Genomic DNA, 22,745 nt, shown 5'->3' on the forward strand with positions numbered 1-22,745 from the left:
CTCTTCTTGAATGAGATTTACTAGACACAATTCCTTAGACAAAAAAGAAGCCTAGTCAAACGACTAGGCTTTAAGCTATTACGAAAGCGCTTAATACACCTGAATACACACCTGGTTCTTGCCCGCAGCCTTTGCCTTATAGAGCTGTTCGTCGCAAGCGCGAATACTCTGGTTTTCCCACAAGTGCCCAACACTGTCGAATTTGTACAAAGAGTAGAGCGTCGCGCCACCAGAGACAGAGATATTTATCTTGTCACCCGTTGGGCATCGATAACTCTGTAGGCTAATGTCGTTTTTGATTCGCTCAAAGATCGATGAAAGCAACTCTGATGATTCACCCGTAATCGCAACAACAAACTCTTCACCACCAAATCGAGCCACGATATCTTGCTGTCTAACGCTGTTCAGCATCAACTGAGCAACATGACAAATCACCTCGTCCCCCACTTTATGACCATATTGATCATTAACGACTTTGAAATCATCGATATCAAACACGCCAACACCAATAATCGGCTCTTCATCTTGCGCCAGTAATCGGGTTTCAAAGCCACGTCGATTCAGCAAGCCCGTTAATGGGTCGCACATTGCTAGGGCATTTAAACGCTGGTGCTCTTGTCTTGTATAGAAACGCCATAGCCATAAAACCGAGAGCAGATACAAAACCAACAGTATCGAAAGCTGAATCTTCTCCATCTCCAATACATGCAGAAAGTGCTCGCTCTTATCTTCTTCAATACTCAGATATAGCTGGGTGTTAATGTCATCAACATACAGAGGCTTAGAATAGGTAAAGTCCATAAAGCCGTATTTGTTTGCGCCTCGCGTACTTGTGACTTTATAGCCATGGGTAGGGTTTGATACTAGGTTAGAGACATAGCCATCGACACCCAATACCCCTTTAAACTCACCATTAACGTAGATCCCTTTGGTTAAGGTCACCACTTTTTGACCTGTCAGATAATCATCGTATTGGCCGGTATACACCACTTGGTCTTTGCCTTGCGATAGGCCAAAGCGAACCGTATTGATCCAATATGGTCGGCTATTTACGACAGAGTCGAACGTATCACCTTTCATATATTGGGCAATATCAGAGGGGGAAGAGATAATAAACTTCTCTTTCGAGATGAAGTAGATCGCTGAGATGGTATCAATGGTATTGGCGAAATAGGCCATGGTAGGCGCAATAAACAAACGCTTACCCGCTTCGGTATAAAGGTCCGATTTCGGGTTACACATCTCGCGAGGGCCAGAGAACATAAAATCAAAACGAGGGGCATGTTGCTCCTCACTAGTGAAGTAGCACGTCTCACCTTCAATCTTTTTGTCATGCGAGAATACGTAGGTATCCCCATGTAGTGGATAAAGCGCAGTGATGTTGTACTCAAGCGCATTTATGATCTGTGTGAGCTCCGCTAAAGAGCGTGTCACGCCTTGGTTTTCGATTCCATACTGTTTATCTGATTCTTCCGCTGAATCAACGAGCAACAAGCTCAAAACTACTAAAAAACTGGCGGTCAGACTTAAAAAAGCCTTTTTAAAATCGATGGTATGGTGGTTAATCAAAGCATATAAATCATCATTGGGAATTTATCGCACATTGTACTTATAAGTAAAAATACTGCAACAGGAAATATAAAACAATATGCTTATCAGGTGGTTTGAGAAGTTTATCTTGGTTGTGGAATTGAATGTAATAACGCCTAAACAAGGGTTTAGGCGTTGATAGGCTTAGCTTTTAAACGCTAATGCGCTAAATAAAAGCTAATACGCCAACTAAACATCGCTCGCCAATAGTAGAACTAAAGGCTAAACGACCGCTTTATTTAGCAAAGTTGACAATCGGGAAGCACGGGAAGAAACCGTTATCAGCACAGTTGATCAGGCCAACTTGTACACCTTCGATTTTGTTGGTTTTGTTGAAGATACCAACCTGAACCGTCGACACTTCTGAAAGGTTCGCTGCGCCAACATCAACCATAGTGTTACCTTCTGAGTAGTTGACGAAACTCACGTTCGCGCCTTTTACATCATTGGTAATGTTCACTGCACCAAGGTTAACACCCGTTGTTTTACCTGTGTTCCAGTTGAAGAAACCAAGTGAAGCACCAGTCATTTCTTGATTCACTTTTGATGCACCGAAGATACCCAGGTTCACACCTGTTGTTGTTTGCGTCTCAGACATACCAACGACCGCAAGATCAACACCTTTAAGGTCGTTTACTTGTCCGTGAAGCAGAGCTAAACGTACACCGCCAACCGCATCTGAATCAGGTGCGTTGAAGCCGTTGATCGTTGAAAACATAACAGGCGAAGAAGCGAATGCCGCTGGTGCCATTACTGCTGCCGACACAGCAAGTACTGAAAGTAGTTTTTTCATTGGGGAGTCTCCACTGACTTATTGTTGACTTGATTAATCCATTTTCAATCAAGCATTTATTATCCTTTATTCAACAGCTATCCATGTTAGACCAATGTCATAACTGTACTGTTGAATATAAGACGGTAAATCAGAAAGAGCAATGGAAAAACAGATACGGGATACGAGTAAACGAGATTCGAAAAGCAAAGAGCAGAGATAAGAGCAGATGCGGGATACGGGTGACGAGATGCGAATGCGAGGTGCTGATAAATGGGTTTCGAAGAGATAAGAATAGAGAAAGAGAATAATCGCCTTCTTTTTTTCATTGTTCTAGCTATTTAATTAAGGCGCTTAATATATGAAGTGCCTCTAATGTAAACCGATGATTTTTTCGAATCAAAGTCACTAACATTTCAAGCAAACTAGAAAAGAGCTACTAGAGAAAATTTATAAAAAAACCCATCTAAATACATACTCTGAGATGGGTTTTCGATTTTTTATATAGATATAGCCTCGTTCATGAACGACTACATTTTAACCACTAATCTCAATCTTTTTGTCTTTAAAGACGCTAAATACACAGCTTACTTTTTTACAGAGTGAAACTAAACGCCCTTCAATATACCTATAACTCAAGTATGAAAGAAGCAAGGTCAATACTGTATAAGTAAAAAACAATATTAGATCATTGTTATGGTAGTCTTTAATATCAAAAATATAACTGCAAATTGGAACAGATATTGCTGCATGGATTAAATATGTAGAGTAGGAATAATCACCTAACTTCTTAAGCGGAAAAAAAGCATAGCTATCAAACACTTTCTCGTTACACATGAGAAGCGCCATAACCAATAAAACAATAGCAGTTATTTTATATGGTTGAGCACCACCATAGATAAAGAAACCACAAGAGAAAGATAACAAAAGCAATGAGATAAGATTATTAGTCTTGAATAACCCTTTGGTATACCCTAGCCCAATAACAATCCCCCAAGCAAACTCTCCAATGTACTTTGACTCAAAGAAGAAACTAAAGCTGTCGAATGGCCATAATTGACGAGGAAACAACAACAAAAGAACGACAGGCATAAACCAATACTTCTTAAAAATTAGTATACTAGACATGCATATTATGTAGAATGACACTTCAAATAACAAAGTCCAACCAACTGTTAAATATGGATAAGCTCCTAGAGAGGGGGATGGGTTTTCATGGTGTATGAACAGTAATGACTTTATCAGCGATGACACAGTCCATTCTGAAGTTATAGCATCTGGTATAAAAAATGAAAGAATAACCATTACTAATGTATAGAACCAGTAGGGTGGAACCACTCGTAATAACCTATTTATTATAAACTTTTTCGCATTTAGCATTCGCTGTGCGCTTAGAAATATAATAAAACCACTGATAACAAAGAATATATCAACTCCAAGCTTTCCATAATGCATAAGGAAATAGCCTACACTTTCTCCAAATATACTTTTCGACATATCCCAAGAAAAAAACACTTGACTATAGTGATGATAAACAACAAGCCAAGCTGCTACCCCCCTTAAGATCTGAAGTGATAATATTTGTTGGTTTTTCTTATCCAAAGCCGATCCCCCTGACACATTACTATGGGAAGTAAAAAGGTTAATCATACCCTAAACTAAGAAGCTGTAAATTAAATCTATACTTCGTTTTGCCCCTCATCTTTTCCTGATCGATAAATACTTGAAAAACAAACACGACTCTCGCCCTTTGAATTTACAATAACAATTCCTTCTTCTTACCTTCAAGTAACACCTAGAAATCAAAACTAGCAACCGCACCAGCCATGATAAACATCAATTGACCTGTCGATGATTATTTATGGGTACTAAGGCTTAATACCGCCGGTGATAATCCTTTTTTATTCCAAATAATCAACACCTTCCAACAGATGTTTTGTGCTTCTTCCCAACAGACAACGCTTGGTTGCTACTATTACCCCTCCCAACACAATCCAGCCTTATAATAAACTGTAGCCCCTTTGCCTTTGCTCTTAACTCTTTTATATGAACACCTTGTCACATACTTTAAAGACAAAACATAACTCCGGAAACCTTTTAAAATAAAAAGAATAGAGTTGCCATTAAAAAAGGGATGCCAGAATCTTCAAACCGGCATCCCTCAACGTCTACATTCGCGCCCACGTGAAATTAAGTCATTGTTTATTAATAACTTAATTATCTTTAGTGGTTTACATCATACCGCCCATGCCACCCATACCGCCCATGCCACCCATATCAGGCATTGCAGCAGACGCATCTTGAGGTTTGTCAGTAATCATCGCTTCGGTTGTGATCATAAGACCAGCAACTGATGCTGCGAATTGTAATGCAGAACGAGTCACCTTAGTTGGATCTAGGATACCCATTGCAATCATGTCGCCGTATTCGCCAGTCGCCGCGTTGTAACCGTAGTTACCTTCGCCAGCACGAACATTGTTAGCAACCACAGACTCTTCGTCGCCTGCGTTCTTAGTGATTTGACGGATAGGCGCTTCCATTGCACGTAGTGCAACACGGATGCCTACGTTTTGCTCTTCGTTGTCACCTTCAAGGTTAGCAACTTTAGATGCAGCGCGGATAAGTGCAACACCACCACCAGCAACCACACCTTCTTCAACTGCAGCGCGAGTTGCGTGAAGTGCATCTTCTACGCGGTCTTTCTTCTCTTTCATCTCAACTTCAGTCGCAGCGCCAACTTTGATTACTGCAACACCGCCAGCTAGTTTCGCTACGCGCTCTTGAAGCTTCTCTTTGTCGTAATCTGACGTTGCATCTTCGATTTGTTGACGGATTTGAGAAACGCGACCTTGGATCATCACTTCATCACCCGCGCCATCAATGATGGTTGAGTTTTCTTTAGTGATAGTAATACGCTTAGCTTGACCTAGATCTTCTAGCGTTACTTTCTCAAGGTCTAGACCGATCTCTTCAGAGATAACCGTGCCGCCCGTTAGGATAGCGATGTCTTGAAGCATAGACTTACGACGGTCACCGAAACCAGGTGCTTTAACAGCAGCCACTTTAACGATGCCACGCATGTTGTTCACAACGAGAGTTGCAAGCGCTTCGCCTTCTACATCTTCAGCGATGATAAGAAGTGGACGAGATGCCTTAGCTACTGCTTCTAGAGTCGGAAGAAGTTCACGGATGTTCGAAACTTTCTTGTCGATAAGCAGGATGAATGGGCTTTCTAGATCAACAGAACCCGCTTCTTGGTTATTGATGAAGTAAGGAGATAGGTAACCGCGATCGAACTGCATACCTTCAACTACGTCTAGCTCGTCTTGTAGAGCCTGGCCTTCTTCAACTGTGATTACGCCATCACGGCCTACTTTTTCCATCGCTTCAGCAATGATGTTACCTACTGTCGAATCCGAGTTCGCAGAGATAGTACCTACTTGAGCGATAGCTTTAGTATCAGAACATGGAACAGAAAGGCCTTTAAGCTCTTCAACTGCTGCGATAACCGCTTTGTCGATACCGCGCTTAAGATCCATTGGGTTCATGCCAGCAGCAACGGCCTTTAGGCCTTCAGTGATGATTGCTTGTGCAAGAACTGTCGCCGTTGTTGTACCGTCGCCCGCTGCGTCATTCGCTTGCGAAGCCACTTCTTTCACCATTTGTGCGCCCATGTTTTGGAACTTGTCTTCAAGTTCGATTTCACGTGCAACAGAAACACCATCTTTAGTGATCGTTGGTGCGCCAAATGATTTGTCTAAAACAACGTTACGGCCTTTAGGACCTAGCGTTACTTTTACCGCGTCAGCCAGAACGTTTACACCTTCTAGCATTTTAATACGTGCGTCGTTACCAAATTTAACGTCTTTAGCAGCCATCTTTATTTCCTTTAAATTCTTTATTCAGTCAGTTCAGTTTTATGGGTCGGATTACTCAACGATCGCCATGATGTCGTTTTCAGACATGATCAGAACTTCTTTGCCGTCGATTTTTTCAGATTTAGTGCCGTAGCCTTCAGCGAAGATAACAGTGTCGCCAACTTTAACGTCCAATGGTTGTACTGAACCGTTTTCTAGAATGCGGCCTTTGCCAACAGCTAGAATTACACCGCGAGTTGATTTTTCAGCGGCAGAACCAGTTAGAACGATGCCACCAGCAGATTTAGATTCAACTTCTTGGCGCTCAACGATAACTCGGTCGTGTAGAGGACGGATATTCATCGGTCAGATCTCCTGATAATTTCCATTTAATTTGATAGTTGCCACGATTGGCATGGGGTTAAAGAGTATGTTGGGGCGATGTGGAAGAACCCAAGGGGGGAGGTGGACTTTTTGTGAGGAAACTCAAACAACAAGGAGTGAGAAAAGAAAAATGGCCAGTGATAACACTAGCCATTAGAAACTTAGTCTTCTTTTCTAAACACAAAACGTATTAGAACGATCGCAACCCCAAACATACCACCTAACAATGTTCCAAATATAACTATCAAAGCACGTTTAGGTTTATCACGAGTTATCGGTTTTTCAACATTATCTAAGTAACGGAACGTTTGAAACTCAGCATTTCGATCAATTTCAAGATTCTTCAACATATCCAGTTTTGCATTTATTTGTTGAAGACGAGGCTCAATAACACTTAAATTTTTAACTGACTCTAGGGCTTTAACTTTTGCATCTAAGCCCTTAGCACCTAAATCGATGCTAAATAATTCACTCTCATTGCCTGTTTGAATTGGTCTATCGACTCCTGCAGACTTGGCAATTTGGGCTGCATATTTTGTTCGCTCAGTTTCAACTAACAACTTAGTACTTGCCTGGCTTTCTAAAATTCTTTTTTGTTGGATCAGCTCATTATGCTTGCTATTCACTATAGCGCGTAAGTTATTAAATGCATCTTCACGAGCTTTTAACTCTGTAGTCAAAATGTAAGCTGTTAACAAGTCGAAACTACTTTCCTTAGTCGTTGTTTGAAAACTAATAGTATATGGTGAATTAAGATCCTTTTTATCGACTTTAGAAGCGGAAATACTATCAAACCATTTTGCATATAAGATTCTAACCTCATCCGGTGTCATATCAGAACTGTCAACAAGCATAGAGTTTTTAAACTCTTGAAACGCAGCACTATTACCTAAGAAATCTCTCTTATTATCCGCTGAATTAAAGGTATTCATAAAGCGCTGAAACAATACCTTAGGATCAACCAAACCATCCAGTTCTCTACTGACAAGGACGGTGCCATCTTCTTGATAGATATCGAAAATAGGTTGAAACTGCTTCACTTGTTGTTGATATGCAGCTAGGTTTTGGGGTTGACCCTTGGTGATCTTTGCATTGGAAGACCACAACTCTTGAGCGAACAAAGCAAAACCAATACTACTAGCAGTAAATAAAGCAGTAACCAATATGACCATTAACTTGCCGTCCCACAAGGCCTTAAAAAGCTCTAACAAATCAATCTTATCGCCCGTTGTATCCAACGATGGGTCTTGCAGGGAGTGTGGCTGTGTATGCTGCTTCACTATAAATCTCTCAAAACATCTGAATTAATAACGGCAGAATGCTATCACACCGTATGCTGTTAGTATTGTGTGATTTGTAAACTTTATGAAAGCGATCTTCAGACTACTCACAATTCACTGTATCCTAGCCATATTCTAGTTCAATCGGCGTTTTACATGCAAGATAAGCACGGGCTATTAACTGCTCCTATTGAGAGTACATTGCGTACCATGACCATACCGACCATATTCGGTATGGTGGCGATCTTGATGTTTAACTTAGTCGATACCTTCTTTATCTCATTACTGGGTACCCAAGCCCTTGCTGCGGTGAGCTTCACCTTCCCTGTCACCTTTGCCATCAACTGCATCACCATGGGGATTGGCATCGGCCTTTCGACGTGTATTGGAAGGTTACTTGGTCAAGGTTGCGCACAAAATGCGGCTCGTTTTACTTGCCACGGTTTACTGCTTGCGGTGTTGCTTGTTGGTTTTACATCAACACTGGGGCTCGTAACGCTAGAGCCTATGTTTACTTTGTTAGGCGCTGAACCTGAGCTACTGCCACTGATATCCGAATATATGACAGTCTGGTATTTAGCCATTCCACTACTTGTTATTCCAATGGCAGGTAACAGCGCGATACGAGCGAGTGGCGATACCAAAACACCGGCCAAGGTCATGATGTTAGCTGGCCTAATTAACGGCATACTCGACCCGCTGCTGATCTTTGGATACGGCCCCTTCCCTGAATTAGGAATTCAAGGCGCAGCCATTGCTAGCGGATTCAGTTGGTTTGGTGCTTTATGTGGCTCACTGTATGTATTAACCATACGAGAAAAGCTACTTGCTCCGCCCAAACTGAAAAGCATCATCGATGACTGGAAACAAATTCTCACTATCGGCACTCCAGCTGCACTCTCCAATGCGCTAAACCCACTAGCTAGTGCCATCATTATGATGATGTTAGCCAAGCAAGGGACTGAAGCTGTTGCAGCTTATGGCGCAGCTCAGCGAATTGAATCGATTTTGATCATCGTACTGATGTCTTTAACCTCTGCTCTCACGCCTTTCATGGCGCAAAACTTTGGCGCTGAGAATCCACAACGTAGTTTCAAGGCTCTGTTCTTAAGCATGCGTTTTGCTGTGCTATTTCAGGGTTTGATTTTCTTAATGATGGTGCCGCTAAGCATTCCTTTGGCCGCCCTGTTCTCTCAAGAAGAATCCGTACGAGGCATTTTGTGGCATTACTTGTTGGTCGTTCCCTTTAGCTATGGGTTCCAAGGTATTGTGATGATGCTGATCAGCGGCATGAATGCTATGCATCAACCACTCAAAGCCTTTCAATGGAGCTTCATGCGTTTGTTTGTGTTTACCTTGCCATTCGCTTGGATAGGCAGCCAAATTGATGGTGTCGAAGGACTGTTTATAGGCTTAGCCTTGGGGAACATTGTCGGCGGTGTTTCAGGGTATTGCTTTGCACTTCGTGTAAGGACTAAAGCAGATACGGGATGCGAGTAACCGGGATACTAAGAGGGATAGTACAAACCAAAAACTGGAAGACAAACGCTGACTGCGCAGCGCTTAGTCCATCTTCGTTATATTTATGTCGCTAAAGCAAAGTTGATCGTATTTACCTTCGCTAGATTAACGTTCTGTTTTGCTTGCCACAGATCATAGTGATCCTGCATTGTTAACCAACTCTCCGGGGTTCTACCCAGTGACTTAGAAAGGCGTAAAGCCATTTCAGGAGAAACTGCACTTTGGCCTTTAAGAACACGATTCAGCGTAGAAGGTGATACATCAAGCTGCTTTGCAACAAAACGACAGCTATAACCAAACGGTTCCATATATAGGTCATAAATAAACTCACCTGGGTGAGGAGGGTTGTGCATACTCATTAGTGATAATCCTCATAATTTAAAATATAGGCATTACCATCAATAAATTCGAAAGTAATACGCCAATTACCATTTACTGTGATTGACCAAATACCATCTCTATCCCCTTTTAATGGGTGAAGCTTAAAGCCAGGTAGATCAACATCATCAATAATGGTTGCAGTATCTATAGCTGCCAACTGCATCCTAAGCTTACGCTCATGCTTAGCTTGAATACCGGCTTTACTGCCAGTCTCAAAAAACTTTTTGAGGCCTTTATGCTTGAATGTTTTAATCATACAGAGAGTGTAGCGCGTTGCGCATCATGAATCAAATTTCAAGCAGCTTAAGAGCAGATGCGAGATTCGGGTAAACGGGATGCGAAGAGCCTCAAAAACAGATACGAGATTCGAAGAGCTTGAGAGCAGAAGAAGACTAAAAGAAGGAAGATGACATGGAAGACACCACTTACAAAATGCTTTATGACGCACCAATTGGCAAGATGATCATTGTGAGTAATGGTGTGTCGCTTATTGAAATTGACCATCTCAATACCGAACCAGAGCTAACAGAAAACCCCGACTCGTTATGCCTTGAAACCGCTCGCCAACTAGACGAATACTTTGCAGGCCAACGCACCAGCTTTGACTTACCTTTAGAACCCAAAGGTACCGATTTCCAACGCAAAGCCTGGGTCGCCTTGACCAGTATCCCTTATGGCGAAACCATCAGCTACGGTGAACAAGCAAAAAGAATGGACAACCCGAAAGCCGTAAGAGCGGTCGGTGGTGCGAACGGTAAAAACCCGTTTAGCATTGTTGTGCCTTGCCATCGAGTGATTGGGGCGAATGGCACATTAACCGGCTACACCGGCGGCATGAACCGCAAAGAGTGGTTGTTGGATTTTGAACGTTCGGTTATAGATAAAACGCAATAATTTGTCTCACTAGAGCAAAAATATAAACGTTTCGCCATCAAGAAGCGCCATTATCACCAGACAACATATCGTCTATATTTAAAATTTCATACAAAGAGGTGATGGTAATGTCCACTGATGCGATTGAATCTTATGAAGATCGAAAGCGTAGAGGTGGAGCTATAGCGCTAATGAAACTATTATCGTTTTCTATTGATGATAAAAAACATGGCCGAGTAAACTCCGGCTCTCAGATTCGAGATAAACTGGCAAAACGTAAACAATCGGTTCAAGAATCAACATCACCGTTACGCTGATAATAATACGTTCGGTTACTTTAGTTTAATCCCATAAGTGTCAATATGGGCAAGTAACTCACTTGATGTAATTCTATGCTTAACGAGCAAGTCAACCTTAAATGGAAGCGACGACTGTTCTAAACGATCTTGCAAGCCTGCGACGACACTTAACGAAATACCGTGCCCCTCGATAACAATATCGATGTCGGAGTTATCTTTATAAGTTCCAAGGGCTCTAGAACCGAATACCCAGGCATGAATGACTGAGACATGGTTCAAAACAATATCCTCAATCAGCTGATACTGATGAGGCTTAAGGCCGACAGAGTCTGGTTTAACCAAATAACTACCGATCACATTTAACCTCTTGTTCGCATTGACCCTCTTGATCACATTTAAGCTTTAAATAGAGTGTGACTTGTCCTATCACTGGTGAAAATGACTCTAAGATCAGTGACTGAGCTTCAAGGACATTTTCCTCATCATAGGTGTGAGACAATAAATTTCGTTTTATGAGTGCTTCAAGCATAATCTCACACTGCTCCGAAGATAGGTGCTTAGCTTCTAAGGCCGTACGAAAAACGCTCCTCGGCGAAGCCACATCAAACCCTTCAAACTCAAGTAAGTCTTTAAGGGTCTTCCATGTAAGTTCGAAAGAAAATTCAAAAGTTTGTACTAACCCAGCGAGCTCTAACTCATTGTAGCTATCTTGTGAGCACGCTCTCTCAAGCCTTTGCTGCGCTTTCATTAAGTTTTGCAGTCGTTGCTTCCAACGGTATGGATTTGAGCTCATATAAACAACCTAGAGGTAAGGTAAAAGACAAGTATAGTATGAGCCTTAAGCTACCTAATCATTCAAGAAATGTCACTCTTTCGATATTCATCAAGACCGTTCTTTTCGTCTTTTGTTTAAGGTCGTGCCCTTATGTTCTCCCCTGCATATTTTTCTCACCCAATTCCTGCCCTTAAGCTCTTCGCATCTCGATTACCCGCATCCCGAACCTGCTCTTAAAGCTCTTCGAATCCCGCTTACTCGTATCTCGCATCTATACAAATTCTAGATACAAAAAAACGGCTACACTCGCGCGCAGCCGTTCTAGTATTCGATGAAAGTTAAGTGATTACTTAACGATCACATCACCTGACATCTCAGCAGGGATTGCGATACCAGATAGAGAAAGCATTGTTGGTGCTAAGTCAGACAGTTTACCGCCTTTTTTGAACTCAACGTCTTTGTTACCTACGTAGATAAGTGGTACTGGTAGGTTAGTGTGCGCTGTGTGGATGCCGCCCGTTTCTGGGTTTACCATCATTTCCGCGTTACCGTGGTCAGCAGTGATAAGCAGTTGACCATCGGCTTCTTTGATTGCTTCAACCACTTTGCCAAGACATTCATCTAGCGACTCTACGGCTTTAACTGCTGCATCGTAAACGCCAGTGTGGCCAACCATGTCACAGTTAGGGAAGTTACAAACGATAGCGTCGTATTTGCCGCCTTTGATTGCTGCAACTAGCTTTTCAGTTAGCTCTGGTGCACTCATTTCTGGCTGTAGGTCGTAAGTTGCTACTTTTGGAGAAGCAACAAGTTGACGCTCTTCGCCTTCGAACTCGTCTTCGATACCGCCATTAAAGAAGAACGTCACGTGCGCGTATTTCTCTGTTTCAGAGATACGTAGCTGCGTTTTGCCTTCTTTCGATAGCCATTCACCGTAAGTGTTCTCTAGAGAAGCTGGTGGGAATGCACATAGCAGTGGAATGTCTGCTGCGTATTGAGTCAGCATCACGAAATCGATCGCAGGGAATACTTTACGAGCAAAACCATCGAAATCAGGCACGAACGCACGTGTGATTTCACGAGCACGGTCGGCACGGTAGTTCATGAAGATAACCGCATCGCCATCCACGATAGCGGCAGACTCTTCGCCTTCCGCTTTGATTTCAGTCGCTTTAACGAACTCATCGTTTTCGTCACGATCGTAAGCCGCTTCTAGGCCAGCAACCGCCGTATCGAATGTGAACTCAGCTTTTGCTTGAGTCAGAAGGTCGTAAGACTCTTGAACGCGATCCCAGTTGTTATCACGGTCCATTGCGTAGTAACGACCAATCAGCGAAGCCACACGGCCTTTACCTAGCTTAGCGAACAACGCTTGGAAGCGAGCTAATGTGTTTTCTGCGCTACGTGGCGGCGTATCACGGCCGTCTAGGAAAGCGTGTAGGTAGATTTTCTCTGCGCCACGCTCTGCTGCCATTTCAACAGCCGCGTAGATGTGATCTTCATGAGAGTGAACGCCACCTGGAGACATAAGGCCCATGATGTGAACCGCTTTGTCTGCTTTAACCGCTTTATCAACAGCATTCACTAGCGCTTCAGTTTGAGCGAATTCGCCGTCTGCGATTGATTTAGTAATGCGCGTTAAATCTTGGTATACCACGCGACCCGCACCAATGTTGGTGTGACCCACTTCAGAGTTACCCATTTGGCCATCTGGTAGGCCTACATCTAAGCCAGAAGCCGAGATTAGCGTGTTAGGTTGGTTAGCAATAAGACCGTCTAATACTGGTGTCTTAGCGTTCGCGATAGCGTTGTCTTGGTTGTCTTCACGGTAACCGTAACCGTCAAGGATCACTAGAGCCATTGGCTTCTTAGCTGACATAGGACTGACCTCGTTCAATTCAAAATAAATCGGTATAAAAACAAATTAGCGTAATTTTACTACAGTTTACAGTCAAAACTGTAGTGGAAGATCAAGAAAGGGCGTAGGTAGGATGATCGAATGTGAAAAAAAGCGTCATTTTGTGTTTAAGCATCGTATAAACCTTGAGCAATAGTATTGAGGGAAATACCGCTGTCGTCATTCTGTATTAACACTGAATTACATACTAAAACCGAATGTCACACTCAAAATCCACCGAATAAAACATACTCAACCAAGTGTACATACAGGTGGTTTTAGCGTAAGCTACACGCAATTAAAATTCCTACAAAAAACTGGCTAGAGTTCATCATGTTATTAGAGCTATCATTTGTTGGCTTTTTCTCCTTTTCCTCACTCTTTTTGATGCGAAAAGTAGCGAAAGTCGTCGGCTTAGTAGATAAACCCAATGAAAGAAAGCTGCACAAGGGCGCAATCCCACTTGTCGGTGGTATTGCTATCAGTTTATCGATAGGCCAGTTTATCGTCACGCACCCCGATGTGATCCCCCATAGCCAGCTATTTTTAGCCTCTATCGCCGCACTGATTTTTATCGGCGCGCTTGATGACAAATTCGATATCAGCTTCAAGATTCGACTTGTGGTTCAAACGATACTCTCTATTTGCATGATGTATTTCGCCGATATCCGACTAGAGAACATTGGTAACCTCTTTGGAACCGGAGAGCTACACTTAGGGTTTCTTCGCCCTGTAGTCACGGTACTCGCGGTGATTGGTGCTATCAATGCGTTCAATATGGTGGATGGCATTGATGGCTTATTAGGCGGGCTTGCTATTGTAACCTTTGCGGGTATCGCAATTTTGCTTAAAATCGACAGTCAACACGGCTTAGCTTACTTATGTGCTGTATTCATTGCCGCGACGATTCCCTATATCTTAATGAATCTGGGTATTCTTGGGCGTGAACGTAGAGTTTTCATGGGTGATGCTGGCAGCATGATGATTGGATTTACTGTGATTTGGTTACTGCTGGGCGCAAGCCAAGATCCATCAGAAGCTATGATGCGACCGATTACTGCACTGTGGTTGATTGCTGTGCCGCTCATGGATATGGCCGCGATCATGTTCAGACGTGTGCGCCGCGGTGACTCTCCTTTCAAGCCCGACAGAGAGCACCTACACCACATATTCCAGCGCCTTGGTTTTACATCACGTCAAACGCTCGCCATCATTTGCGCTATCGCAAGTGCCTTTGCAGGCTTCGGTATCTACGGTGAATTCCTAGCGATCGCTGAATCGACCATGTTCATCCTGTTTATGATCTGTTTTGCGTCTTACACCATAGTGATGAGCTATATTTGGCGCATCACAAGTTGGATTAGAAGTTGGCGTAACCTTCCAGAAAAAGTGTACTAGTGATTAGAAGTGTATTAATGGTTTAGGTTTCAAATGAAAATAATTAAGAGCAAAAGCGCTCAAGTCTAAAACTTCTCAAGTTAAACGTAAAAAGGGCCCAACCTCACATTGAGATTAGGCCCTTTTTCTGTGTTTATTTTGGTTTAAGCGATTGTGATTTAACTCTGAAGCACGTCACGATGACGAAGAACACACTAAGCTCTGGCACTTGGAAGTATTCGTCTAATAGGCCCAACGTTGAATAAACTAATAGCAACAAGCAAATCAAAACTAAAGACCCGCGTGGAGTAAAACTTGCGCCGTTAAGCCGCTATGCTAATCTCATTTTGTTAGGTGGTTACTCGGCCCTCAGGTGACCTTCAGTGAAAATCGAGCGTTGGTGATAGGCGCTTACATCAAGAGGACAACATCATGTTAGCCCCAATTCTCAGTGCGTTGTTAATGACGATTCCCTTTATCGCGGTCAGTGATAACGTTCCTTCTTGGCTCAATGTCACCGGCTGGGCGTTGATCGTATTGATGCTGTTGCTAGGCTGGGCAACATTAAAAGCCGATAACATCATCGCTTGGTGTGAAAAGCAACGGGATAACGACCGCCCGACTCGTTAACACGAAGGCTTACCTTTACTCACATTAACGTATCGAAAGCCGCCGCCTTAAAACGGCGCATTTTCGCTAGGGCTTGTCTTTCACGTCTTGTATTTTCTTCTCTTCAGCGGCATCGGGGCGTCTTGAACACACCTCTTCAAATTGATTTAACGTCGTTTCATCGATCGCGCCTGATTGGTGTAAATCATTGACGGTCTCACTCACTGTCTTCAATACATCGCTCATCTCATCCTCACTTTGATGCTCACAACCTTTACTTTTGTCCTCTGAGCTTAACAGAAACGATGCCAAAACGAACTCATAAGATCAGTCGCAACTGGCAAAGTGAATCATCGCTTGACGGCGCTTTGCAACGTTAGGGTCGCTTTGAATCCGCCGATGTAAAACATAGAAAACACTCATCGATACAATCGCTTAACCCATTGATAATAATAACAATTAAAGTCATAAAACGCATGAACGATTTAATTCATGTACCTATTGATACCCTTCTACAGCGGTCAGGTAAAAAATTTCAACACATTGATAATAAAGACTTTATTTTTTCACCCTGCGGGACTAGAGGTCGCTAAGATCATTTTTTTTTGCGTCTAAGAATAAATTCATACCGCAGCATACCCAACCATGACATGCTTTTTTGGAACATGCCCCCTAAGCATTGACGCGACACAGGGGTGAAAACGGACACACCCAACTTGCTACGTGATAATGTGTAACATGATGCAATGTGATATCACACATAAAACACAGATAACGGCTTGACGTCACCACTGAACATTGGCTAACTTTATAAAGACAGCCGTACACGGTTGTCTTTAAACTCAATATTGCCATGTTCTGGCACTAAGCGAGATAAGTATTGCGGTCTCGCTTCAACCTCGCCATTAAGGTACTGCCTTATAAATAACGGGAAATGGCCGTCCCCTTTACACTCAACTGCACCATGACCGCACCTCTTTGTGCGTCATGCAGTGTCACTCGCGAGACTTTCATACTCTCGCTCACTAACTGGCGACACCGCTTTTATTGCTGTGTTGCAGTACTGCTGATTGTTACTCAGCGCTGAGATGGGATTGCCCATCAAGGACCTGATAACCTCACACGCAGACTCGATCGTGCTCCATCCTGATCACACTTAACTCTCTACTTTCTTACTGAAACGTACAACATTCGGATTATCGAATCACGTACGTTCGGCTTACTTTTATCATGCCTAAAGGATTTTACTTATGGGTAGACAATCAAATGAAAAAAAGCGCAACCGAGCCAACAATGCTGGCGGCGTACCCGTCGATGCGTATAACGTCGGCCTTGCCATCGCCAATGTATTGCATGAACTCAGACCCAAGACGTCGGGCGTGCTGACTGAACCCACGACACCCCTCAACCTTTATCACATTTACTTTCTGTATTTATGGATCGCAGGCCACCTGTCTGGCATCGAAAGAGAACAGGATATTCCCGATCTGGTGTTAGTCTCAGGGCGAGTCGATTGTGCGCTTCATCACCTTCGCCGAGTGCGTGAAGGTGGCGTTTCATGGGTCGAATATGCCATAACTTGCGCCTTGGTAAAGGAAACCGTGTATTTATGGCAACCCATGCCAGACGCGCTCAATGCCGTCTTTAGCTATTGGCTCACTCATCATGACACGGAGCTTCGCCTCACTAAAATGCAAAAGAAACAGCTCTTTTGGCGATTAAAAAAGAGAAAGCTACGCACGCCGGAGGCGCTGAGAAGCCAACTTGTGCTGCGAAAAGACCTCTTGTATTCCTACATCGAGCGAATGGCACATTGCGATCCTTATCTCTCACTTCCAGCCCAAAAACTCATCACCGCCAAGAAAGTCCACCATCACAGTGCACTGAGTTACCAAATGTTGAACTGCGATCAAATTCGCTATGAGATTTTTTGTGCGCACAACCGCTATTTGCAGAGACTCATTCCCCAAATAAACCAGCGTCATATTAAACCCTTTTGTGATGTCAGGCTTCCCACCACTGGCGCACTTATTCCCGTCTTTACAACGCTTAACGAGCGTCCCCCTTACCTCAAAAAATCAGGCGCGATCGTGGCGTTCACTCTCGAACTGACCGAGGGCGCTCGAACCTATATTCCAATACCGCCCATTTCCATTGGCTCTACGCGCGCGATCCCGATTCCCAAGCTGAGTCTCTTCTTTGGTCACCTTCGCCAACAACTGGCAACGGCGCCAGAAAAAAACGCCTCCCAAGACGCGCTTCGTGAGTATTACAACGCGCGCACCTACGAACTGGCGTTGTTATTTGTCCTTCTTACCGGCACTCGCCCTACTCACCACATCTCGATAGAACGGGAAGCCTGCTTTGATTTACAACGCGCCCTTATCAAAGACAAGGGACGCTATCGCCTTATTGATATTCCGAACTACTTACGACAAGCGATTGAGTCTTACCTTAAACTTCAAGCGCTCGTGCTCCAAACGTTAGCGCCCAATGGCGCCTCTGCCATGGGGCCCTTATGGTACTTGATTGATGAGAACAACGTCGCCGTCCCCCTCACCGCAAAAACCTTGAGGTTGTTTATGCATGCACAGTGGCAGCATTGCTTTCAACAAAGGCTGGGGGCCCCCGAAGAAAAAGTCGTCCCTTACCAGCTTCGTCACAGCTTTGCCCAACACGCCTTGATGGCCACTCACCCCCGCTTAACCACCCAACAAATTGATGTCCTGATGGGCCACAGCGAACTGGGTGAACACCTTGGCAGCGCTTATGCTTTTCAAGCTTGCAACCAAACATTGATTGCGCATTTGAACCATTGGCCATCGCGGCTGCAGCTCTCTGCCATTACGCCCTGCCCTTCAAAAAAGGACCGTGCCTTATGAACCGTCAAAGCCACACCGCAAAACACATCCATCACTTCTATCAACAGCAGTCGCTAGCGTGCGCTGAAGTTGACGCCTTCGAGGCCTTCTTAACGCTGCTTTCCCAAGAGAAGGGCCAAGAAAGTGAGCATGAACGCCAATTGACCGAGTCACAAATGGCCTCGATAAACCGAGCCATTTCAGGCATCCCAACAGGCCGACAAAGAGCTTTAAAACGGGCGCGTGATGAGACCCTTTACTACCTAAACCAGGTGTGCGGCTGGGACTTACCACCGGTAAAGGTGCAACAATTTAACGATCATGAACACTTGTGGTTGGTCTCGCTGTATCAACAAAGTGCAAGGGCCCATGCTATCTCTTTGCACTACCAACAAGAGAGCCTGCATCGTATCAAGCACAGAGGTCGCCCAAACTTGGCGTGGACCGTGTTGACCTTGATGAGAGAAGTGGCGCCTCTGCCGCTCAACGCTTGGTGTGAAAGACTCAATGATCCCACCCCGCTGGAGCGCATTGGCGATCAACTCACCCTAACTATCACGCACCCTGTTAACCTATCGTATTTTGATGATACCGAACCCGTCAGTTTTACGCGCTACGCCGTATCACCGCTTGCTGCCCGCGCCTTCTATGACTGGCAGTGCCGGCAAGAGCCGGGCAACCCAAGAGTGACACTTAACCGATTGCTCAACTCACTCGATGATTTTTACCCCTCTGCGCTGCGCAAAGCGCTTACCCCTCATCAATGGCAACAATCTGTCCAAACCTTATGGCTTCATCGCTTCGCCATCCCCCCTGAAATATTAAAAGATTTCTCTGATCCCATGCGCCATGTAAGTGCGTTACCACAAGAGACGGCCTCATCGCGCGTAGCCAAAGCGCAAGATATTTATCAGCCACCATCATTTGCAAAGATAAAACCCAAAGATACGAACCAAGAGACTCCGTTTCATCGCTGGCCTCACGCCATGCTCATCAAGTCGCTCAATACGCCCCAACAAGCTGCGCCCACTCAGCCCGAGTGGCAAGCCGACAACCTGTTGCCCCGCTTATTGTTTGATTATGTGCAAGAGCTGAAGCAATTTGGCGGCGTGAAAAAAAACACCCTCAGCCCCGCCACCTTGCTGCGCTACACCAGTTTTAAAAATGAACTGTCGACGACCCCACTCCCTCTCTCGATCGCCAATGACAGGGAAGCCCTGCAACAATGGGCCAAAGACCGATACCGCCTCATCCAAGACGAGACAATGGAAAAATGGACTCTGTATCAATTCTTCCGTTTTCTCACTCAGCAATCCATCACTGAGCACTTAGATCTCTCAACCTTCATCAAACCGACCCAAAGCCTAAAAATTGATGCCCTTTCTCTTAGCGCTGAAGAGGTGCACCACCTGGTCACTCAGTTATTAACGCACAGCCTGTCCCCGATGCAGGCGTTATTTGCGAGTGTCAGCGCGTTATTGAGTTATTACGGCGCCCTTCGACGCGGGGAACTCTTACGCCTGCGCCTTCAAGATATTCGATGCACCCATGAAAAAGGTCAGTTATTTGCGATCTACATTACCAATACCGAGGAAGGCAAAACAAAAAGCGGAGACGCGCGCACGGTTCAGGTTGTGATGCCCGAAATCGGCGCCAAATTAATACGGTTGTTACTGGCGTTCAAAGCCAACCGCCCTCCTCGCGAGCCATTCATTGGCTTTGAAGACGAGTCCATCCATTTACGAGCGCGCCACTACCTTTTGCCTATCACGAAAGTGCTCAAACAATTACACGGTAAAAAAGCGCGCTTTCATCACCTTCGCCACAGTGGCGCCAAGCTGCTCTATCAACAAGCACTTTGCCTTGCTAACGGTGCGGCGCCAAAGGCTTGGCATAAAACGCATCAACCCGTCACCGCGTCTCTCTTCTCAACATCCGTTGTAGAGCAACGATTTCAATACTGGTTGCAAGGGCGTTCATTTTCAGAGTTAAACAATATGCTGCTGTTTGATGAAATCGGTCGAATGCTGGGCCATCAACACTATGCGACAACCCGACTGCATTACCTGCATGGCATGGAATGGGTCGCGCCTGCCTTTCTCCCTCAACAGCGAGAATACACACATGCCGAGCTAAGATACCTCTGGGGAATGAAACCCGGTTCCAATGACATCACTCGTCTTCTGATGAGACTCAGCCCTCAATATGCCCAGCTTTCACCCTCTGAAAAGCAGCGCCACCTGCCGAGCTTTACTCATGCACAGCTGGCGGAGGCTCTGAGCCAACGTTTGGGCAGCAAGCGCAAACCAAGTGGTGATCAAGAACGACTTCAAAAGGCGGAGTCAAACGATAACGAGTGGATTGGACTTTGGACAAAAGGCGTCTCAAGTGTAGCCCAAACCCGCCCTTATCGTTTTCAGTGGGAAACTCGAGAGCAAATCAAACGCTTAAAAGAAACGCCTTTGGCTTTTTCCATGGTGAGTGACGCATGGCGCGCCTTTGGGCAATACCAAGGCATTGAATGGAATAAAGCCGCACGAACCGCCCTACGTCCCCTTGGCGAGCTTCACCTCGAAGAAAAACCGCCGCAAAGCGATGACGAGGGAGTGATCAACGGCAAGCAATTGTATTTTCTTAGCCCATGCAACCAAAAGGTGGAAAAAGCGCTCCACACCCTCAAGCAATCACCGCTCAAATACCATTGTCATATCACGCTGCATCAAAACCGAAAACGTCTCGACAGTAAAAAATGGGACTTTATACAGGCGGCTTTACTCACAGCAAAAGACACCGCGAATAAAATCATCATCCCCACCGGTCGCACTCAACTCAAGATAGCGTTGGGGTTAGAGGTCACCGATCCACTTCTTCTAGAGCAATTTCAAACATGGTGGAACACCATGATACTTAACGCCTCACAGCCAAAAGGACACACATTATGAACACACTGAACTTTCAACCAGAAGTACACGCACGCATTACCGAGCTGGTTAGCGGCATCAAAAAAGGCAGCGAGCACCCCTTTGTCACCTTCATTGTCACTGATAAATCGCTTCACCTCATTGGCGGCGCGACGGAGAAGCTCATCATGACCACGTTGGACAGAGCGTCGGATTGCACATTGGACAACGCCGCTTTCTCGTTTAGCGCCACCGCTTTTGCCAACCTATGGCTGTGCCAAACCAATCATATCGACCAAAAAGAAACGATTTCATTGCAGCTCCGTCATGACAACCAACAAGACGGCGTCGTGCTGGAAGGGCGAACCGAACTGAACTCCTTTCGCTACGCCCTCGCGCAGCCCGCTTGTGAACATCATCTGGCCTTCTTTGATAGCGTCATGACGCACCCCAAGCAAATTATTGAGGCCAAACAAGCGCTGGCGATATGTCAACTGGCCAATACCTGCACCCCTTTCTCAGTGTTTGAGGTCAACAAAGACAGCAACCGCGTTCAAATAGAGCGAGACAACGACATCATTCCTTTCGCGCTCCCTAAGGGTATGAACATCGACATCGATATGGCCCTGACTCCAGAGGCCAAGCACTCACTGGAATCGATCGCGCAAACAACACAAAGCGAGACCTTGTCTGTCTATATCGATGATGAGCAAGCGATGTTTAGCGATGGAGAGCAGGTGTATTGCCACTCCCTGGCGCCATTGCGCGCCTACCGAGAAAGACAGCAGCAACATTTTGAGTTAGAAGCCAAAGTGGTGATTGATATTCTTGAATTTAAAGCCGAAAGGGACAATTTTCAAAAAATCGAAGAGATTAAAAAAACCAACCAAGCCTTACTTTACCTCACCCCTGAAAGTATGTATTTCGCGAGCTTAGCACCCAAAGTGGGCGCCTTAATGGCACTCACGACCAAGAGTATCATTACTTCACAAGAACAACTGTATAGCGTCAACCTCAACGCCTTATCAAATGTACGTATCAAAGACATCACATCGGCTGATCAAGTCAAGATGACGGTGCTGCGCAGCGCGCAAGGTGAACTCAAATTGGGGTTTCACAATGACGAAGATGGGAAGCACCCTTATTACAGTGTGCCTTTGGAGCGTGCTTTGCCACTCTTGCCTGAGCTAAAACGGATCATCGATATCTCACAGCTCTCAAGTGATAAGCCTGAACAAAACGATCTGTTTGGATTTGATGACGTGTAAGGCCATTAATGATAGTCAGTAAGTGCTCAGACGTCGCGCAGGGAAAAGGCTTGATAACAAGATCAGGGGCGTCGATAAGTAATGATTCTACAATCAACATG

Annotated in this window: 19 protein-coding genes; 7 read left to right on the forward strand and 12 right to left on the reverse strand. The window is 44.7% G+C overall.

What is annotated here, in order from left to right; genetic code table 11:
- Positions 1–90: 90 nt before the first annotated feature.
- From BCU34_RS21515 to BCU34_RS21540, 6 genes are all read right to left on the reverse strand, one after another.
- Positions 91–1,569: a diguanylate cyclase gene (locus tag BCU34_RS21515; RefSeq protein WP_102479622.1), complete on the reverse strand. Its 1,479-nt coding sequence runs from the start codon at positions 1,567–1,569 to the stop codon at positions 91–93.
- A gap of 256 nt (positions 1,570–1,825) precedes the next feature.
- Positions 1,826–2,383 (reverse strand): VC2662 family protein, encoded by a 558-nt coding sequence (locus tag BCU34_RS21520; protein ID WP_017068001.1) that lies wholly within the window; start codon positions 2,381–2,383, stop codon positions 1,826–1,828.
- Between the two features lie 516 nt (positions 2,384–2,899).
- Positions 2,900–3,964, reverse strand: a complete 1,065-nt coding sequence (locus BCU34_RS21525) for an acyltransferase family protein (protein ID WP_157937345.1) — start codon at positions 3,962–3,964, stop codon at positions 2,900–2,902.
- A 629-nt stretch (positions 3,965–4,593) separates the two neighbouring features.
- The gene (gene groL, locus BCU34_RS21530; RefSeq protein ID WP_102530484.1) at positions 4,594–6,240 is read right to left on the reverse strand and encodes a chaperonin GroEL; all 1,647 of its coding nucleotides are present in this window, start codon (positions 6,238–6,240) and stop codon (positions 4,594–4,596) included.
- 51 nt (positions 6,241–6,291) lie between these two features.
- The gene (locus BCU34_RS21535) at positions 6,292–6,582 is read right to left on the reverse strand and encodes a co-chaperone GroES (protein ID WP_004741353.1); all 291 of its coding nucleotides are present in this window, start codon (positions 6,580–6,582) and stop codon (positions 6,292–6,294) included.
- A gap of 182 nt (positions 6,583–6,764) precedes the next feature.
- Positions 6,765–7,883, reverse strand: a complete 1,119-nt coding sequence (locus BCU34_RS21540) for an LPS O-antigen chain length determinant protein WzzB (RefSeq protein WP_102478713.1) — start codon at positions 7,881–7,883, stop codon at positions 6,765–6,767.
- Between the two features lie 156 nt (positions 7,884–8,039).
- On the opposite strand from BCU34_RS21540, the gene BCU34_RS21545 reads away from it, so the two are divergent.
- Positions 8,040–9,383 (forward strand): MATE family efflux transporter, encoded by a 1,344-nt coding sequence (locus tag BCU34_RS21545; RefSeq protein ID WP_102478712.1) that lies wholly within the window; start codon positions 8,040–8,042, stop codon positions 9,381–9,383.
- Positions 9,384–9,466: 83 nt separating this feature from the next.
- On the opposite strand, the gene BCU34_RS21550 is transcribed toward BCU34_RS21545, so the two are convergent.
- Positions 9,467–9,763 (reverse strand): HigA family addiction module antitoxin, encoded by a 297-nt coding sequence (locus BCU34_RS21550; RefSeq protein ID WP_017067998.1) that lies wholly within the window; start codon positions 9,761–9,763, stop codon positions 9,467–9,469.
- Complete coding sequence (locus tag BCU34_RS21555; RefSeq protein ID WP_017067997.1) at positions 9,763–10,041, reverse strand: type II toxin-antitoxin system RelE/ParE family toxin; 279 nt, start codon at positions 10,039–10,041, stop codon at positions 9,763–9,765. Before BCU34_RS21555 ends, BCU34_RS21550 begins: the two co-directional genes overlap by 1 nt.
- A 155-nt stretch (positions 10,042–10,196) precedes the next feature.
- On the opposite strand from BCU34_RS21555, the gene BCU34_RS21560 reads away from it, so the two are divergent.
- Positions 10,197–10,679, forward strand: coding sequence for a methylated-DNA--[protein]-cysteine S-methyltransferase (locus BCU34_RS21560; protein ID WP_102478711.1), 483 nt, complete (start codon positions 10,197–10,199; stop codon positions 10,677–10,679).
- A gap of 311 nt (positions 10,680–10,990) precedes the next feature.
- On the opposite strand, the gene BCU34_RS21565 is transcribed toward BCU34_RS21560, so the two are convergent.
- From BCU34_RS21565 to gpmM, 3 genes are all read right to left on the reverse strand, one after another.
- Complete coding sequence (locus BCU34_RS21565) at positions 10,991–11,314, reverse strand: nucleotidyltransferase family protein (protein ID WP_102478709.1); 324 nt, start codon at positions 11,312–11,314, stop codon at positions 10,991–10,993.
- Positions 11,304–11,750 (reverse strand): HI0074 family nucleotidyltransferase substrate-binding subunit, encoded by a 447-nt coding sequence (locus BCU34_RS21570; protein ID WP_048661393.1) that lies wholly within the window; start codon positions 11,748–11,750, stop codon positions 11,304–11,306. Before BCU34_RS21570 ends, BCU34_RS21565 begins: the two co-directional genes overlap by 11 nt.
- 328 nt (positions 11,751–12,078) lie before the next feature.
- Positions 12,079–13,611, reverse strand: a complete 1,533-nt coding sequence (gene gpmM / locus BCU34_RS21575) for a 2,3-bisphosphoglycerate-independent phosphoglycerate mutase (RefSeq protein WP_102478708.1) — start codon at positions 13,609–13,611, stop codon at positions 12,079–12,081.
- 351 nt (positions 13,612–13,962) lie between these two features.
- On the opposite strand from gpmM, the gene wecA reads away from it, so the two are divergent.
- Complete coding sequence (wecA, locus tag BCU34_RS21580) at positions 13,963–15,027, forward strand: UDP-N-acetylglucosamine--undecaprenyl-phosphate N-acetylglucosaminephosphotransferase (protein ID WP_102478707.1); 1,065 nt, start codon at positions 13,963–13,965, stop codon at positions 15,025–15,027.
- Between the two features lie 411 nt (positions 15,028–15,438).
- A complete protein-coding gene (locus BCU34_RS21585; protein WP_102478706.1) occupies positions 15,439–15,636 on the forward strand; it encodes a hypothetical protein in 198 nt (65 codons plus the stop codon).
- 66 nt (positions 15,637–15,702) lie between these two features.
- On the opposite strand, the gene BCU34_RS21590 is transcribed toward BCU34_RS21585, so the two are convergent.
- Positions 15,703–15,927 carry a hypothetical protein gene (locus tag BCU34_RS21590; RefSeq protein WP_102478705.1) on the reverse strand — a complete coding sequence of 75 codons (225 nt, stop codon included), beginning with the start codon at positions 15,925–15,927 and terminating at the stop codon, positions 15,703–15,705.
- 938 nt (positions 15,928–16,865) lie between these two features.
- Here BCU34_RS21590 and BCU34_RS21595 point away from each other — a divergent pair.
- The 3 genes from BCU34_RS21595 to BCU34_RS21605 are packed head-to-tail and all read left to right on the forward strand — an operon-like array spanning position 16,866 to position 22,644.
- Positions 16,866–18,497 carry a site-specific integrase gene (locus BCU34_RS21595; protein WP_102478704.1) on the forward strand — a complete coding sequence of 544 codons (1,632 nt, stop codon included), beginning with the start codon at positions 16,866–16,868 and terminating at the stop codon, positions 18,495–18,497.
- Positions 18,494–21,418 carry a tyrosine-type recombinase/integrase gene (locus tag BCU34_RS21600; RefSeq protein ID WP_102478703.1) on the forward strand — a complete coding sequence of 975 codons (2,925 nt, stop codon included), beginning with the start codon at positions 18,494–18,496 and terminating at the stop codon, positions 21,416–21,418. The genes BCU34_RS21595 and BCU34_RS21600 overlap by 4 nt, the downstream gene beginning before the upstream one ends.
- Complete coding sequence (locus BCU34_RS21605; protein WP_108145166.1) at positions 21,415–22,644, forward strand: hypothetical protein; 1,230 nt, start codon at positions 21,415–21,417, stop codon at positions 22,642–22,644. The genes BCU34_RS21600 and BCU34_RS21605 overlap by 4 nt, the downstream gene beginning before the upstream one ends.
- Positions 22,645–22,745: the final 101 nt, after the last annotated feature.

Source organism: Vibrio sp. 10N.286.45.E10, assembly GCF_002874195.2.
GTDB classification, from domain to species: Bacteria; Pseudomonadota; Gammaproteobacteria; order Enterobacterales; family Vibrionaceae; genus Vibrio; species Vibrio crassostreae.

Excerpts from the sequence above, each read along its gene's own strand:
- BCU34_RS21520 (WP_017068001.1), bottom strand. The coding sequence starts at position 2,383 with ATGAAAAAACTACTTTCAGTACTTGCTGTGTCGGCAGCAGTAATGGCA.
- groL (WP_102530484.1), bottom strand. The coding sequence starts at position 6,240 with ATGGCTGCTAAAGACGTTAAATTTGGTAACGACGCACGTATTAAAATG.
- BCU34_RS21535 (WP_004741353.1), bottom strand. The coding sequence starts at position 6,582 with ATGAATATCCGTCCTCTACACGACCGAGTTATCGTTGAGCGCCAAGAA.
- BCU34_RS21545 (WP_102478712.1), top strand. The coding sequence starts at position 8,040 with ATGCAAGATAAGCACGGGCTATTAACTGCTCCTATTGAGAGTACATTG.
- BCU34_RS21550 (WP_017067998.1), bottom strand. The coding sequence starts at position 9,763 with ATGAGTATGCACAACCCTCCTCACCCAGGTGAGTTTATTTATGACCTA.
- BCU34_RS21555 (WP_017067997.1), bottom strand. The coding sequence starts at position 10,041 with ATGATTAAAACATTCAAGCATAAAGGCCTCAAAAAGTTTTTTGAGACT.
- BCU34_RS21560 (WP_102478711.1), top strand. The coding sequence starts at position 10,197 with ATGGAAGACACCACTTACAAAATGCTTTATGACGCACCAATTGGCAAG.
- BCU34_RS21570 (WP_048661393.1), bottom strand. The coding sequence starts at position 11,750 with ATGAGCTCAAATCCATACCGTTGGAAGCAACGACTGCAAAACTTAATG.
- gpmM (WP_102478708.1), bottom strand. The coding sequence starts at position 13,611 with ATGTCAGCTAAGAAGCCAATGGCTCTAGTGATCCTTGACGGTTACGGT.
- wecA (WP_102478707.1), top strand. The coding sequence starts at position 13,963 with ATGTTATTAGAGCTATCATTTGTTGGCTTTTTCTCCTTTTCCTCACTC.
- BCU34_RS21585 (WP_102478706.1), top strand. The coding sequence starts at position 15,439 with ATGTTAGCCCCAATTCTCAGTGCGTTGTTAATGACGATTCCCTTTATC.
- BCU34_RS21595 (WP_102478704.1), top strand. The coding sequence starts at position 16,866 with ATGGGTAGACAATCAAATGAAAAAAAGCGCAACCGAGCCAACAATGCT.
- BCU34_RS21600 (WP_102478703.1), top strand. The coding sequence starts at position 18,494 with ATGAACCGTCAAAGCCACACCGCAAAACACATCCATCACTTCTATCAA.
- BCU34_RS21605 (WP_108145166.1), top strand. The coding sequence starts at position 21,415 with ATGAACACACTGAACTTTCAACCAGAAGTACACGCACGCATTACCGAG.